This is a genomic window from Microbacterium sp. Kw_RZR3, from assembly GCF_029222405.1.
Lineage (GTDB): Bacteria > Actinomycetota > Actinomycetes > Actinomycetales > Microbacteriaceae > Microbacterium.
This window is the reverse complement of record NZ_JARHXC010000316.1, coordinates 1-13,603: the sequence shown is the minus strand read 5'-3', so window position 1 is coordinate 13,603 and position 13,603 is coordinate 1. Positions and strand designations below refer to the sequence as shown.

At 69.0% G+C, this 13,603-nt stretch carries 13 protein-coding genes; 9 read left to right on the top strand and 4 right to left on the bottom strand.

Features of this window, described 5'->3' with window-relative positions; all coding sequences use genetic code 11:
- Positions 1-203 precede the first annotated feature (203 nt).
- The 5 genes from P2P98_RS17425 (at position 204) to lysS (ending at position 5,513) form a co-directional block, all read left to right on the top strand.
- Positions 204-746: a PH domain-containing protein gene (locus tag P2P98_RS17425; protein WP_275801537.1), complete on the top strand. Its 543-nt coding sequence runs from the start codon at positions 204-206 to the stop codon at positions 744-746.
- Entirely contained in the window at positions 743-2,335 is a 1,593-nt protein-coding gene (locus P2P98_RS17420; protein ID WP_275801523.1) for a PH domain-containing protein, read from the top strand. The genes P2P98_RS17425 and P2P98_RS17420 overlap by 4 nt, the downstream gene beginning before the upstream one ends.
- On the top strand, positions 2,332-3,060 hold the full coding sequence (locus tag P2P98_RS17415) for a DUF2520 domain-containing protein (RefSeq protein ID WP_275801522.1): 729 nt from the start codon (positions 2,332-2,334) through the stop codon (positions 3,058-3,060). Before P2P98_RS17420 ends, P2P98_RS17415 begins: the two co-directional genes overlap by 4 nt.
- A complete protein-coding gene (panC, locus tag P2P98_RS17410) occupies positions 3,057-3,911 on the top strand; it encodes a pantoate--beta-alanine ligase (protein WP_275801521.1) in 855 nt (284 codons plus the stop codon). Before P2P98_RS17415 ends, panC begins: the two co-directional genes overlap by 4 nt.
- An 81-nt stretch (positions 3,912-3,992) precedes the next feature.
- Complete coding sequence (gene lysS / locus P2P98_RS17405) at positions 3,993-5,513, top strand: lysine--tRNA ligase (protein ID WP_275801520.1); 1,521 nt, start codon at positions 3,993-3,995, stop codon at positions 5,511-5,513.
- Between the two features lie 13 nt (positions 5,514-5,526).
- Here lysS and P2P98_RS17400 read toward each other — a convergent pair whose 3' ends face one another.
- Positions 5,527-6,642 (bottom strand): DUF4192 family protein, encoded by a 1,116-nt coding sequence (locus P2P98_RS17400; RefSeq protein WP_275801519.1) that lies wholly within the window; start codon positions 6,640-6,642, stop codon positions 5,527-5,529.
- A gap of 132 nt (positions 6,643-6,774) precedes the next feature.
- Here P2P98_RS17400 and P2P98_RS17395 point away from each other — a divergent pair, with 132 nt between their 5' ends.
- The 3 genes from P2P98_RS17395 (at position 6,775) to P2P98_RS17385 (ending at position 9,323) form a co-directional block, all read left to right on the top strand.
- Positions 6,775-6,966 (top strand): hypothetical protein, encoded by a 192-nt coding sequence (locus tag P2P98_RS17395; RefSeq protein WP_275801518.1) that lies wholly within the window; start codon positions 6,775-6,777, stop codon positions 6,964-6,966.
- Positions 6,967-7,048: 82 nt separating this feature from the next.
- Positions 7,049-8,515 carry a cardiolipin synthase gene (gene cls / locus P2P98_RS17390; protein ID WP_275801517.1) on the top strand — a complete coding sequence of 489 codons (1,467 nt, stop codon included), beginning with the start codon at positions 7,049-7,051 and terminating at the stop codon, positions 8,513-8,515.
- A 79-nt stretch (positions 8,516-8,594) separates the two neighbouring features.
- Positions 8,595-9,323, top strand: a complete 729-nt coding sequence (locus P2P98_RS17385) for a hypothetical protein (RefSeq protein ID WP_275801515.1) — start codon at positions 8,595-8,597, stop codon at positions 9,321-9,323.
- 86 nt (positions 9,324-9,409) lie between these two features.
- On the opposite strand, the gene P2P98_RS17380 is transcribed toward P2P98_RS17385, so the two are convergent.
- Genes P2P98_RS17380 through P2P98_RS17370 form a run of 3 tightly spaced genes read right to left on the bottom strand, consistent with a single transcriptional unit; the run spans position 9,410 to position 10,877 of the window.
- Positions 9,410-9,640 (bottom strand): helix-turn-helix domain-containing protein, encoded by a 231-nt coding sequence (locus tag P2P98_RS17380; protein WP_275801514.1) that lies wholly within the window; start codon positions 9,638-9,640, stop codon positions 9,410-9,412.
- Positions 9,637-10,251, bottom strand: a complete 615-nt coding sequence (locus tag P2P98_RS17375; RefSeq protein WP_275801513.1) for a hypothetical protein — start codon at positions 10,249-10,251, stop codon at positions 9,637-9,639. Before P2P98_RS17375 ends, P2P98_RS17380 begins: the two co-directional genes overlap by 4 nt.
- Positions 10,251-10,877, bottom strand: a complete 627-nt coding sequence (locus tag P2P98_RS17370) for a hypothetical protein (protein WP_275801512.1) — start codon at positions 10,875-10,877, stop codon at positions 10,251-10,253. The genes P2P98_RS17375 and P2P98_RS17370 overlap by 1 nt, the downstream gene beginning before the upstream one ends.
- Before the next feature lie 189 nt (positions 10,878-11,066).
- On the opposite strand from P2P98_RS17370, the gene P2P98_RS17365 reads away from it, so the two are divergent.
- Entirely contained in the window at positions 11,067-13,592 is a 2,526-nt protein-coding gene (locus P2P98_RS17365) for an ATP-dependent Clp protease ATP-binding subunit (RefSeq protein ID WP_275801511.1), read from the top strand.
- Positions 13,593-13,603: the final 11 nt, after the last annotated feature.

Here is a 13,603-nt window from a genome sequence, read left to right as displayed (position 1 = left end):
GGGAGGCGGCTGAGCGGGAAGCGGTCGAGCGGGACGCGGCTCAGCCGGATGGGGCTGAGCGCGAAGACGCTGCGCAGGAGGTGGCTGAGCGTGAGGCGGTTCTGCGGGAACGGGCTGAGCCTGGGGCGGTTGCGCGGGAAGCGGTCGAGCGCTCCGAAGGGCTCGGCACCGGACCGGGTGCCGTCGCTCGCGATGCGGACGGGGTGAGCGCGTCTCGCGTTCTCGACGAGGGGACGTTTCCGCGCATCCTCGAGCCGCGCGGCGTCGGGCGTCTTCCGCTCGGCGACGGCACGTGGCACCAGTTGGCTCGCGCGTACGTGCGGGTGCAGCTCATCTTGCAGGGCGCGTTCCTCGTGGTCGTCCTCGCGGCCGCGTTCGCGCTGCAGTTCTTCCTGCACGTGCCCTGGCCGTGGATCCCCGCGGGGATCCTGTCGGTGATCACGATCGTCGGCCTCGTCATCACCCCGCGGCAGGCGCGATCGTTCGGCTATCAACTGCGGCGCGATGACCTCGTCTTCCGCCGGGGCATCCTCTGGCAGCGCGTCGTGGCGGTGCCCTACGGCCGGATGCAGCTCGTCGACATCACTCACGGACCCCTCGACCGAGGCTTCGGCATCGCGCAGCTCAAGCTCGTCACCGCTGCCGCCTCGACCGGCGTCACCATTCCTGGACTGACCCAGGCCGCTGCCGAGCAGCTGCGCGACACGCTCATCGCCGTCGCCGAGACACGTCGGACCGGCCTGTGACGGATCCCGCGCCGCAACCGGCTCCCCGCGGCGGCCGGATCGCGACCCGGTCGCCGATGAGCGACGGCGAGTGGCACCGCCTGCACCCGTTGACCCCGCTCCTGCGCGGAGGGCTTTTCCTGCTCGTGATGATCGGCGTCCTCGTCGCCAACCTGCGCGAGCGTCTGTTCGAGCTCTTCCTTCCGATGTTCACCGACCTTCCGCCGGGGGTGATGCCGCCGGACCCCGTCGACTTCCTCTTCGCGAACAACCTCCTGCTCATCGCCACGGGTGTCGTCGTGGTGGTGCTGCTGATCCTCCTGGGCGCCTTCCGCCTGTCGTGGCGGTTCCACACGCTGCGCATCGGCGACGACGTGGAAGTGCGCTCCGGCGTCCTCTTCCGCACCCACCGACGCGCGCCCCTCGACCGGGTGCAGGGCGTGAACCTCACCCGCCCGATGGTCGCGCGGCTCCTCGGGCTCGCGAAGCTCGAAGTGGTGGGCGCCGGGCTGGATGCCAACGTCAAGCTCGAGTACCTGTCGGCGAGGGACGCCGACGCCCTGCGCAGCGACATCCTGCGGCTCGCCTCGGGGCGTCGCCTCGCAGAGGCCGTGCCGGACGCCGGTCCGAGCACCGGACCGAACGCCGTCGCCGGGGGATCGTTCGCGCGGGCGACGGCTGCGGCCGTGGGTTCCGGCATCCATGGACTCGTCGAGGGGGAGGACTTCTCGGATGCCGAGCCCGAGAGCATCGTGCGGATCCCGCTCGGGCGGCTCGTGGCCTCTCGGGTGCTGAGCGGATCGATGTTCTGGCTGCTCGGCCTCGTCGCGGCGATCGTCGTCGCGGCCTCGATCTCGACGGTGTGGCTGTTGTTCACGGTCGTCCCCACCTTCCTCGCCTATGGGGCGTACTACGTGCGGTCCATCGCACGCGGGCTGCGGTACTCGATCGCACCCACCGCGGACGGCGTGCGGGTGACATTCGGGCTCTTCACGACGATCAGCGAGGTCGTGCCCCCCGGACGCGTGCACGCGATCGAGGTGCGCCAACCGCTGCTGTGGCGGCCGTTCGGATGGTGGTCGGTCTCGATCAACCGCCTGTCGGGTCGCTCCTCCACCGATTCGTCTACAGACCAACTCGCTGCCGTCCTGCCGGTGGGCACGAGGGACGACGTCGAGCGTGTGCTGCGGATCCTTGCGCCCGCCCTTCCCGTCGACGGCTGGTCTCGGGTCATCCAGGACGGCATGCTGGGTCCCGCGGAGGACGACCCCTACGTCACGACCCCGCGCCGTGCCCGCCTCCTCCGCCCGCTGTCGTGGCGACGGAACGGCGCGCTATTGACGTCTGACGCCTTGTTCCTCCGGCGCGGGTGGATCTGGCGATCGCTGTCGGTGTTCCCGCTGGCCCGACTGCAGTCGATCGGACTGCACCAGGGGCCCCTGGCGCGGGCGACACGCACCGGGCGGTTGGCGGCGCACGTGATCGCCGGGACGGTGCAGACCTCGGTGGGCGTGCTCGACCGGGACGCGGCAGTGACGTTGATGGAGGACACCGCCCGCGCGACCGTGGCCGCCGCGGCGGAGGACAGGACTCACAGGTGGGCAGGATGAGCGATATGCGCGATGGGCGACTGGGCGTCGGGATCATCGGAGCAGGACGGGTCGGTCCGGTGATCGGTTCGGCCCTGGCCGGGGCGGGGCACGCTCTCACAGGGATCACGTCGGGGTCCGACGACGACCGCGTGGATGCGATCCTGCCGGGACTACCTGTGCTGGCACCGGAGGAGGTCGTGCGACGCAGCGAGCTCGTCGTGGTGGCTGTGCCGCATGACCAGCTCGAGGGTCTCGTCGCGGGCCTCGCCGACCTCGGCGCCTGGCAACCGGGGCAGCTCGTGCTGCACACCGACCCGGCGTACGGCACCGGAGTCCTCGGACCGGCGGTGAAGTGCGGGGCCATCCCGCTCGCGATCCACCCCGCGATCACCTTCACGGGGGTCTCATCGCACGACCTGCACCAGCTCGCCCAGGCGTACGCGGCCGTGACGGCTCCGGCCCCCGTACTGCCGATCGCGCAGGCCCTCGCCGTCGAGCTCGGCTGCGAGCCCGTCGTCGTCGCCGAAGCGGACCGCCCGACGTATGCCGAGGCGATCGCGACGGCGACCGAGTTCTCGCGTTCGATCGTGCAGCAGTCCGCGGCGCTGCTGTCGAGCGTCGGGGTGGAGAACACCGGCGGATACCTCTCGGCCCTCGTGCGCTCGAGCGTCGACCAGGCGCTCGCCGAGGGCACTCGAGCCGGCGGGGACGGGCTGGGTCCGGACGCTACGATCGACGGATGATCCGCACCCTCGACGATCTGCGCGCCCGCCTGTCGGATGTGCGCAGCGCCGACCCCTCGGGACGCGCCGCGCGCGTCGCTCTCGTCTCTACGCTCGGCGCTCTGCACGAGGGGCACGTCGACCTGATCCGAGAGGCCCGTCGGCACGCGGACGTGGTGGTCGTGTCGACCTTCGTCAACCCGCTGCGGTTCCGAACCGCCGAGGAGACGGCCGCCTATCCGCGCTCGCCGGAGGCGGATGCCGACCTTCTCGCCGACCTGGGCGTCGACCTCGTCTTCGCGCCGACGGCGGCCGAGTTCCTGCCCGCGGGAACGGCCACCACGCGCGTCGCCGCCGGCGACCTCGGGTTTCGGTACGAGGGACGATCGCGACCGTTCTACTTCGACGGGGTGCTCACGGTCGAGGCGAAGCTCTTCCACCTCGTGCGTCCGGACGTGGCGGTCTACGGGGAGCGCGACCTACAGCGGGTGTTCCTCGTTCAACGGATGATCCGCGATCTCGACTTCTCGATCGAGACGGTCGTCGTGCCCACCGTCCGCGCCGAAGACGGCCTGCCGATCTCGAGCCGTGTCGCCCTTCTCGAGGATGCCGATCGTCGCGCGGCGGCCAAGCTTCCTCGTGCGCTCGAAGCGGCAGCGTCGAACGCCGACCTGGGCGTGGACGCGTGCATCGCGGCGGCGCAGTCGTCGCTGATGGGCGAGCAGCGCATCGCCCTGGAGTACCTCACCGTCGTCGACCCGGCGACGTTCCTCCCTGTCGAGGAGGGACACCGCGGTCGGGCGCTGGCGCTGATCGCCGCCACCGTCGGCGGTCACCGCTTCATCGACAACGCCGAGATCTCGCTGCGCTGAACGACGCTCGCCGGGGCTGCTCGGCCACGGGGGTCCCGCGCCCGGCGAATACACTGGGGGAGACCCCGAGGAGCTTTCACGATGACCGACGCGCCCGCGAACGACGCCGCCGAACCCACCGAAGACGACGTCTTCGAGCAGAAGGCCGTCCGCCTCGGTAAGCGCGAACGGCTGCTCGCCGAGCGCACGGACGCCGCGGGCGGGCCGTACCCGGTCGTCGTTCCCGTGACGGACACGATTCCGGCACTGCGCGAGCGCTACGCCGACCTCGAGGCGGGGGCGGAGACCGGCGTCACCGCCGCCGTCGCGGGCCGCGTGGTGTTCAGCCGCAACACCGGCAAGCTCTGTTTCGCCTCCCTGCAGGCCGGAGACGGCAGTCGCATCCAGGCGATGGTGTCGCTCGCCGCGGTCGGCGAGGAATCGCTGCAGGCCTGGAAGGAACTGGTCGACCTCGGCGATCACGTCTTCGTCTCGGGAGAGGTCATCTCGAGCCGTCGGGGCGAGCTGTCGATCATGGTCGCCGAGTGGCGGATCGCCGCGAAGGCCGTCCTGCCGCTGCCGAACCTCCACAGCGAGCTCAGCGAAGAGAGCCGCGTGCGCAGCCGCTTCCTCGATCTCATCGTGCGTGACCGTGCACGAGAGACCGTCCTCGCCCGTGCCAAGGTCAACGCCAGCCTGCGCCGCACGTTCACCGAGCGTGATTTCGTCGAGGTCGAGACCCCGATGCTGCAGGTCCAGCACGGTGGGGCGAGTGCGCGTCCCTTCGTCACGCACTCGAACGCATTCGACGCCGAGCTGTACCTGCGTATCGCTCCGGAACTCTTCCTCAAGCGCGCCGTGGTGGGCGGCATCGACCGCGTGTACGAGATCAACCGCAACTTCCGCAACGAGGGTGCCGACTCCACGCACAGCCCCGAGTTCGCGATGCTCGAGGCCTACCAGGCCTACACCGACTACAACGGGATCGCCGATCTCACGCAGACGCTCATCCAGAACGCCGCCGCCGCGGTCGCCGGTTCGACGACGGTGACGTGGGCCGACGGCACCGAGTACGACCTCGGCGGCGAGTGGGACCGGATCTCGATGTACGACTCGCTGTCGGAGGCGTCGGGCCGCTCGATCACTCCGCAGACCCCCCTCGATGAACTCCGTGCCTTCGGTGCCGAGGCCGGTGTCGACGCCCCCGCGCACGAGACGCACGGCAAGTGGGTCGAAGAGCTCTGGGAGCACTTCGTGAAGAGCGGTCTGACCCGCCCGACGTTCGTCATGGACTTCCCCGTCGACACCAGCCCCCTCGTCCGCGAGCACAGATCGATCCCCGGTGTCGTCGAGAAGTGGGATCTGTACGTTCGCGGCTTCGAGCTGGCGACCGGATACTCCGAGCTCGTCGACCCCGTCATCCAGCGCGAGCGCTTCGTCGAGCAGGCGACGCTCGCCGCGCGCGGCGACGTCGAAGCGATGTCGATCGACGAGGAGTTCCTGCGCGCTCTCGAGCACGGGATGCCCCCGACCGGCGGAATGGGAATGGGGATCGACCGCCTCCTCATGGCCATCACCGGGCTCGGCATCCGCGAGACGATCCTCTTCCCGCTCGTCAAGTGACGCGCGCCCGCGCTCAGCGCGGGACACGCTCGAACAACCATTCCGGGAGCCGGCCGCTGTCGGCCAGCGTCAGCACGATCGCTCCGAGCCCGTGATCGGGGTCGATCTCGAGCGCCGACTGCGCGTAGAAAGCGGCGTGTGTTCCACGCCCGGTGGCCCAGGCGAGCCAGGCGCAGGCCGCGAGCGGCCCGGGACGCCGGGAGCGCGGCGTCGTCGCCGCAACCTGACGGCACCGCTCGAGCGCGATGAGGACTCGATCGAGATCGGGCTGCGCGCCCTCGCCCCACATCGGGCGCGCGAGGTCTTCCGGATAGCCCACTCCGTCGGGAAAGCGCGTCTGCGCTTGGAACACGGCATCGCCGGCGGTGATGTCACCGACCCACTGCATGAGGGCGACGTCGCGGAGCATCGGTCGTTCGAGAGCGAAGGCCAGGCTCGCGAGCCGGTGGAGGCGGTCCGGAGTCGAGAGGGGGTCGAGGACGCTCTCGAACAGCGCGGGCGGATCGCCCAGCTCGTCGAGGACCGCCTCCGCGGCTCGGCGGCGCGACACGCTCAGACGGTCCCGTCGACGCGGGATGTCGAGCAGGCGGTCGACGTCGTCGAGCGCGCGACCAAGGCGCTCCTTCTCGGCGAGGTCGACGGCGGGCAGGGTCGCCCCGGCGGCCTGGTCGTGGTCGGGCGACGCCTCGGGGAGCTCGGGTCCCGCAGCGCTGATCTCGTCGAGCCCGTGCTCACCGGCGATCGCGGGGTCGATGTAGCTGCTCCACCCGTTCGCGCCCACGACCAGCGCGTCGACGAGGCGGAGTCCGCAGATGTGCGCACGTTCCCGGACGGCGTCGAGCAGCGCGCCGTGCGGCAGCGGATCCGAACCGACCACGGCGTCGTCGGTGTAGACGATCACCGTCACGGCATCCGCGAGGGGAACCTTGCACGCCATCCCGATGACCGTGGATGCGACGCGAGGGAGGTCGGGGCTGTCGTCGGCGGGGAGGTCGACGCGCAGAGCGGCGAGCGATCGCGATTTCGCGAAAGGGATGAGCACGAGGCTGCGCCGCGGGGTGCAGTGGAGCAGGTGCGGAACCAGGGCGAGCAGGGACAGGGGTGACGAGACGCGGATGACCGTGGACATGACGACGAGCGTCGTGGATCCGTGGATCGCGAAACGGCACGCGGCGGCGAAATGGGGACAGATCCTGCACATGGTCGAATGTGAAGGAGGAGTGCTGGGCCGGGACGGTGGGACCCCGGGTATCCTTGAGGGATGGACGACTCCTGGCTGCCGGTGTTGTGGGCGATTCTGCCGACCATCGTCGTGTCGGTGACGTTCTTCCTGATCCTGCGCGGGGCCATCCGCATGGATCGCACGGAGCGGAAGGCATACGCGCGCATCGAAGCGCAGGAGCGTGCGAAACGCGGTCTTCCTCCCGTCGCCGGCGACAGCGCGGCCCGCTAAACAGCGCCGCTGGCCGACGTCGGTCCCGTCGCGTGTCGGGGGTACTCACTACGCTGAGGGGACAACCCGCCCAGGAGGACCCGTGATCGACGCCACGTTCGAAGCGAGCTGGCTCGTCATCGCCTTCTTCGTCATCGACCTCGTGGTGCGTGTCGCCGCGATCATCGTCGTCCCGCGCAACCGTCGGCCCACCGCGGCGATGGCCTGGCTCCTCGCGATCTACTTCATCCCGTTCGTGGGCGTGTTCCTCTTCCTGCTCATCGGCAACCCCCGCTTGCCCCGCAAGCGTCGGCGCAAGCAGGCGGCGATCAACGAGTACATCCACGACACCAGCGCGTCGCTCGAGTTCGGAACCCTGCGCCCCAACGCCCCCGACTGGTTCCGCGCGCTGGTGCGGTTGAACCGCAACCTCGGTGCCATGCCCATCGCGGGAGACAACGCCGCGACCCTGATCTCCGACTACCAGCAGAGCCTCGATGCGATGGCCGACGCCATCCGCCAGGCGCGACGCTACGTGCACGTCGAGTTCTACATCCTGCAGTCGGACGAATCGACCGACAACTTCTTCCGCGCCCTCGAAGAGGCTGCGGAGCGCGGCGTGGTCGTCCGGGTGCTGCTGGATCACTGGGCCAACCGCGGCAAACCCTTCTACAAGAAGACCCTCCGACGACTCGATGCCATGGGGGCGCACTGGCACCTCATGCTGCCGGTGCAGCCGCTCCGCGGACGCTGGCAGCGACCCGATCTGCGCAACCACCGGAAGCTCCTCGTCATCGACGGCGACGTCGCCTACATGGGATCGCAGAACGTCACCGACTCCTCCTACAACCTTCGCAAGAACATCCGGCGCGGCCTGCACTGGGTCGACCTCATGGTGCGCGTGGAGGGGCCGGTGGTCGCCAGCATCAACGCCGTGTTCCTGTCCGACTGGTACAGCGAGACCGACGAGACCCTGCGCGACGAGATCGACCTGTTCAGCGTCACCACCGGCCCCGGCGAGCTCGATTGCCAGATCGTGCCGTCCGGACCGGGCTTCGATTTTCAGAACAACCTCAAGCTCTTCCTCGGACTGCTCTTCGCCGCACGCGAACGCATCATCATCGTCAGCCCGTACTTCGTTCCCGACGAGGCACTTCTCCTCGCGATCACCACCGCGTGCCAGCGCGGTGTGCACGTCGAACTGTTCGTCTCGGAAGAGGGCGACCAGGCGATGGTCTACCACGCTCAGCGCAGCTACTACGAGGCGCTCCTCCGGGCGGGTGTCGTCATCTGGATGTACCGCAAGCCGTTCATCCTGCACAGCAAGAGCGTGACGATCGACGACGAGGTCGCGGTCATCGGGTCGAGCAACATGGACATGCGCTCGTTCGGTCTGAACCTCGAGGTTTCGATGCTCGTCCGCGGGCAGGAGTTCGTCCGCGACATGCGCGCGGTCGAAGACGTCTATCGCGGTCTCAGCCGCGAGCTCACCATCGAAGAGTGGCGTCTGCAGCCGCTGCGGTCGACGATCCTCGACAACCTCGCTCGCCTCACGTCGGCGCTGCAGTAGACCAGGCTGCGGTTTTCGCCGCTGGCATCCAGGATTCTCGGCCACGATGGAGCGACGACAACTCGCCCCCGGAGGTCTCATGTCTCGTCGTCTTTCGCTCCTCGGGCTCCTCGGAGCCGGCCTGATCGTCGTCGGTGCCGCGACCGGATGCGCCACCGGCGCCGCGTCCGCGCCGCCGTCCTCGGGTTCATCCACCTCGACTCCGGATGCCACGGCCCCGGCCGAGTCGTCCGAGATCGGAGCCGCGTGGCTCAACGGGGGTCGCTCGCTCGCCCTCGTCACGTGGGGGAGCTCGTCGTGCGTCCCCCGGAGCACCGAGACCCCCACGATCGCCGACGGGGTCCTCACGGTGTCGCTCACCGAGTCGGAGGGCACCGCCTGCACCCGTGACATGGTTCCGCGGCCGACCCTGGTCTCTCTGCCGGGAGGGGTGGATCCCACGAAGGATCTCGAGATCGCGGTGAGCGGTGCCGCGACCGGAAGAGCGACGCTCGCGGGACTCGCGGCACCGGTCCAGGCCGAGGACTTCACGCCCAACGCCGGGTGGGTCGACGACTCGCTCGTGGCGATCATGACGTACGGGAGCTCCAGCTGCCCGCCGTCCGTCGAGACCGTGTCGGCCCAGGGCGACGCGATCGCGGTCGGCTTCGCGACGCCTCCGGCCGACCTCGTCTGTACGCTCGACATCGCTCCGCAGCTCAGCCTGGCCGACGTGACCGGCATCGGAGGGCCGGAGACCTCGAGCCTCGTGCTGTCGGGTGGGGGCGTGACGGCCGACGGCCCCGTACCGATCATCGGGAAGCGCTGACATCGTCGCGTTCGGCCCCCGCGAGGAATCGCGGGGGCCGATGTCATTCGCCCGGGCTTCCTCGCGAGGGGGAACAGCCGGACGGCTCAGTGCTCGATCACGAGCAGGTCGCCGACCTCGCAGTCCAGCGCGCGGCAGATGGCCGAGAGGGTCGAGTAGCGGATCGCCCGCGCGCGATCGTTCTTGAGCACCGAGAGGTTCACGACCGAGACGCCGACGATCTCGCTGAGGCGCGTGAGGGTCATGCCTCGCGACTCGAGGAGTTCGTCGAGTCGGCAGTGGATGCCGGTCGGTTCGTCGTCGGCTGCGGGGCTCATACGAGGCCCTCCGTGTCGCGCTGCAGGCGCGTGCCGTAGGTGAAGACGACGGACAGGGCGAGGACGCCCAGTCCGACCAGCATCCAGACCGGGTCGAAGGAGAACCCGATCACGAAGACCCCGCCCGCCGCCGGGTTGAGCTCGTCCGCGGCCATCATGCGACCCAGACCGCCGAGGCCCGCGGAGAGGATGCCGCCGATCAGCAGCGCGGCACCGGCGACCTGGGTGGCTGTGATGAGCGCGCGGTGGAATGGTCGACGCCACATCAGCAGGAGGAAGAACAGGACGACAGCGCTGACGGTCAGCAGGGTCGTCAACGCGCTGAACGCCGCGCCGAGGACGAGAAGAGTGCGCGTCTGGCCGCCCAACCCCTCGGCGACAACGCGCGCCGAGTCGTACGTCGCGGAGACGATCGTCGCGCTGTCCGCGCCGGGGGTGAGGGGCACCGCGCTTTCGGTCAAGAGGCTGATCGCGCCGCTGCCTCCGGCGATGTCGATCGCCGCGCGGATCGCGGGGAGCGCGAGCGCGAAGCCCATCACCAGCCCCGCAGCGACGAACAGGATGACGGTGCCGCGCTCCATGCGGGCCGACACCCAGGACGGGTTGGCCATCACACGAGCCCTTCTGTATCGCGCTGCAGGCGGTCACCCACGGCGAAGACCGTCCCGGCGAGGCCGGCGACGAACGCGATCCCGAAGAGAGTCGGCACGTCGATGAGTTGGGTCGCGCCGCGATCGAAGGTGCGCTCCGAGAGCCACGCGATCGCACCGTTCGCGACCATGTTCTGGAAGAACGGGACACCGGCCACGCCGACGAGTGTCACGATCCCGGCTGCAGAGACGAGGCCCGTGTTGCGACGGCTGAAGATGCGACCGCGCAGGATGCTCGACGTGAGAAGGAGCAGCAGCGTCACCACGGCGACCACGACCGCGGCGAAGAGACCTTCCGCGATGAAGAGTGCGGCGAGGGAGGCGGGCGGCAGAGCGGGGGCGGTGATGACGGCGCCGGTGAGCTCCACCGGGACCGGGGCGCCGTTCGGACCGATCGGGGCTTGCGCGACCGTGTCGAGGAACGGGGCGGCGACCCGCACGTTCTGATTCGAAGCCGCGGCCGCGATGTTCGCGACGCTGCGGATGACGGCCCAGATCGCGATGCCGATGCCGGCCACGACGAAGAACCAGAACGAGACGGTGTCGCCGCGAGAGAGGACCCGGGAGGTCGGACGGGGGGAGGCCATGACAACTCCTTATCGATGATCGTTGTTATCGGTTATCGATAAGTTAATGACTATCGATAGGTTCCGCAAGCCCTGCCCCGCTTCCGGTATGCCCACGGCGAACACGGGGCTCTGGCATCCGACCGCTGGTTACTCTCGATGTACGGCGCGCGGAGGCGTGCCTGTCAGCCCATTTCTGGAGGGACTGAGATGTTCGAGAGATTCACCGACCGTGCCCGTCGTGTGGTCGTCCTCGCCCAAGAAGAGGCGAAGATGCTCAACCACAACTACATCGGCACCGAGCACATCCTGCTCGGACTGATCCACGAGGGCGAGGGCGTCGCCGCGAAGGCGCTCGAGTCGCTCGGCATCTCGCTCGACGCCGTCCGCGAGCAGGTGCAGGACATCATCGGCCAGGGTCAGCAGCAGCCGACCGGCCACATCCCCTTCACACCGCGTGCGAAGAAGGTGCTCGAGCTGTCGCTGCGCGAAGCGCTGCAGCTCGGCCACAACTACATCGGCACCGAGCACATCCTCCTCGGCCTCATCCGCGAGGGCGAGGGTGTCGCAGCGCAAGTGCTCGTCAAGCTCGGCGCCGACCTGAACAAGGTTCGCCAGCAGGTCATCCAGCTGCTCTCGGGCTACCAGGGCAAGGAGCCCGCGGGTGTCGCCACCGGCGCCGGCGAGCAGCAGTCCTCGGGTGCGCAGGGCGGGTCGGCCGTGCTCGACCAGTTCGGTCGCAACCTCACGCAGGCGGCGCGCGACAACAAGCTCGACCCCGTCATCGGTCGCGAGAAGGAGATCGAGCGGGTCATGCAGATCCTCTCGCGCCGTTCCAAGAACAACCCCGTCCTCATCGGTGAGCCCGGTGTCGGAAAGACGGCCGTCGTCGAGGGCCTGGCCCAGGCGATCGTCAAGGGCGACGTCCCCGAGACGCTGAAGGACAAGCAGGTCTACTCGCTCGACCTCGGTTCGCTCATCGCCGGTTCCCGCTACCGCGGTGACTTCGAAGAGCGTCTCAAGAAGGTCACCAAGGAGATCCGCACGCGCGGCGACATCATCGTCTTCATCGACGAGATCCACACCCTCGTGGGTGCGGGTGCCGCCGAGGGCGCGATCGACGCGGCATCCATCCTCAAGCCGCTCCTCGCCCGCGGTGAGCTCCAGACGATCGGTGCCACCACGCTCGACGAGTACCGCAAGCACTTCGAGAAGGATGCCGCTCTCGAGCGCCGCTTCCAGCCGATCCAGGTCGCCGAGCCGAGCCTGCCCCACGCGATCAACATCCTGAAGGGGCTGCGCGATCGCTACGAGGCGCACCACAAGGTGCAGATCACCGACGGCGCGATCGTCGCGGCGGCGAACCTCGCCGACCGCTACATCAGCGACCGGTTCCTGCCCGATAAGGCCATCGACCTGATCGACGAGGCCGGTGCCCGCCTGCGTCTGTCGATCCTGTCGTCGCCGCCCGAGCTGCGCGAGTTCGACGAGAAGATCGCGAAGGTGCGCGAGCAGAAGGAGCAGGCCTCCGAGGAGCAGGACTTCGAGAAGGCCGCGTCGCTCCGCGACGAGGAGAAGTCGCTCCTGGCCGAGCGTCTGCGTCTCGAGAAGCAGTGGCGCTCGGGCGATGTCGCCTCCCACGCGGTCGTCGATGAGGGCCTGATCGCCGAGGTTCTGGCCCAGGCGACCGGCATCCCCGTCTTCAAGCTCACCGAAGAAGAGTCCAGCCGCCTCATGTTCATGGAGAAGGCGTTGCATCAGCGCGTCATCGGCCAGGAAGAGGCGATCGCGGCTCTTTCGCGCACGATCCGTCGTCAGCGCGCGGGCCTGAAGGACCCCAAGCGTCCGAGCGGCTCGTTCATCTTCGCCGGCCCCACGGGCGTCGGAAAGACCGAGCTGGCCAAGGCGCTCGCCGAGTTCCTCTTCGACGACGAGGGCGCGCTGATCTCCCTCGACATGTCGGAGTTCGGAGAGAAGCACACCGTCTCGCGTCTGTTCGGTGCCCCTCCCGGGTTCGTCGGCTTCGAAGAGGGCGGCCAGCTCACCGAGAAGGTGCGCCGCAAGCCGTTCTCGGTCGTGCTCTTCGACGAGATCGAGAAGGCCCACCCCGACATCTTCAACTCGCTCCTGCAGATCCTCGAAGAGGGTCGCCTGACCGACGGTCAGGGCCGCGTCATCGACTTCAAGAACACCGTGATCATCATGACGACCAACCTCGGTTCGTCGGCGATCGCCGGTGGTCCGGTCGGGTTCCAGGTCGAGGGCAGCGCGCAGACCTCGTACGAGCGGATGAAGGGCAAGGTCGACGAAGAGCTCAAGCGCCACTTCAAGCCCGAGTTCCTGAACCGTGTCGACGACGTCATCGTCTTCCCGCAGCTGAACAAGGAAGAGCTCCGTCAGATCGTCGGTCTGTTCGTGAAGCGTCTCGCCGACCGCCTGCTCGACCGTGACATGACCGTCGAGCTGTCGGACGACGCGAAGGACAAGCTCATCGAGATCGGCTTCGACCCGACCCTCGGTGCTCGTCCCCTCCGCCGCGCCATGCAGCGCGAGGTCGAGGACCGCCTCAGCGAGAAGATCCTGCACGGCGAGCTCGAGTCGGGCGACCACGTGAAGGTCGGCGTCGAGAACGGCCAGTTCACCTTCGACACCGCCCCGCGCGGCGAGAAGGTCGCGATCGGGGTCGGAACGGCCGGCGAGATCGCCGCCACCCCCGACACGCTCGCGGGCAGCTGACGCGTAACAGA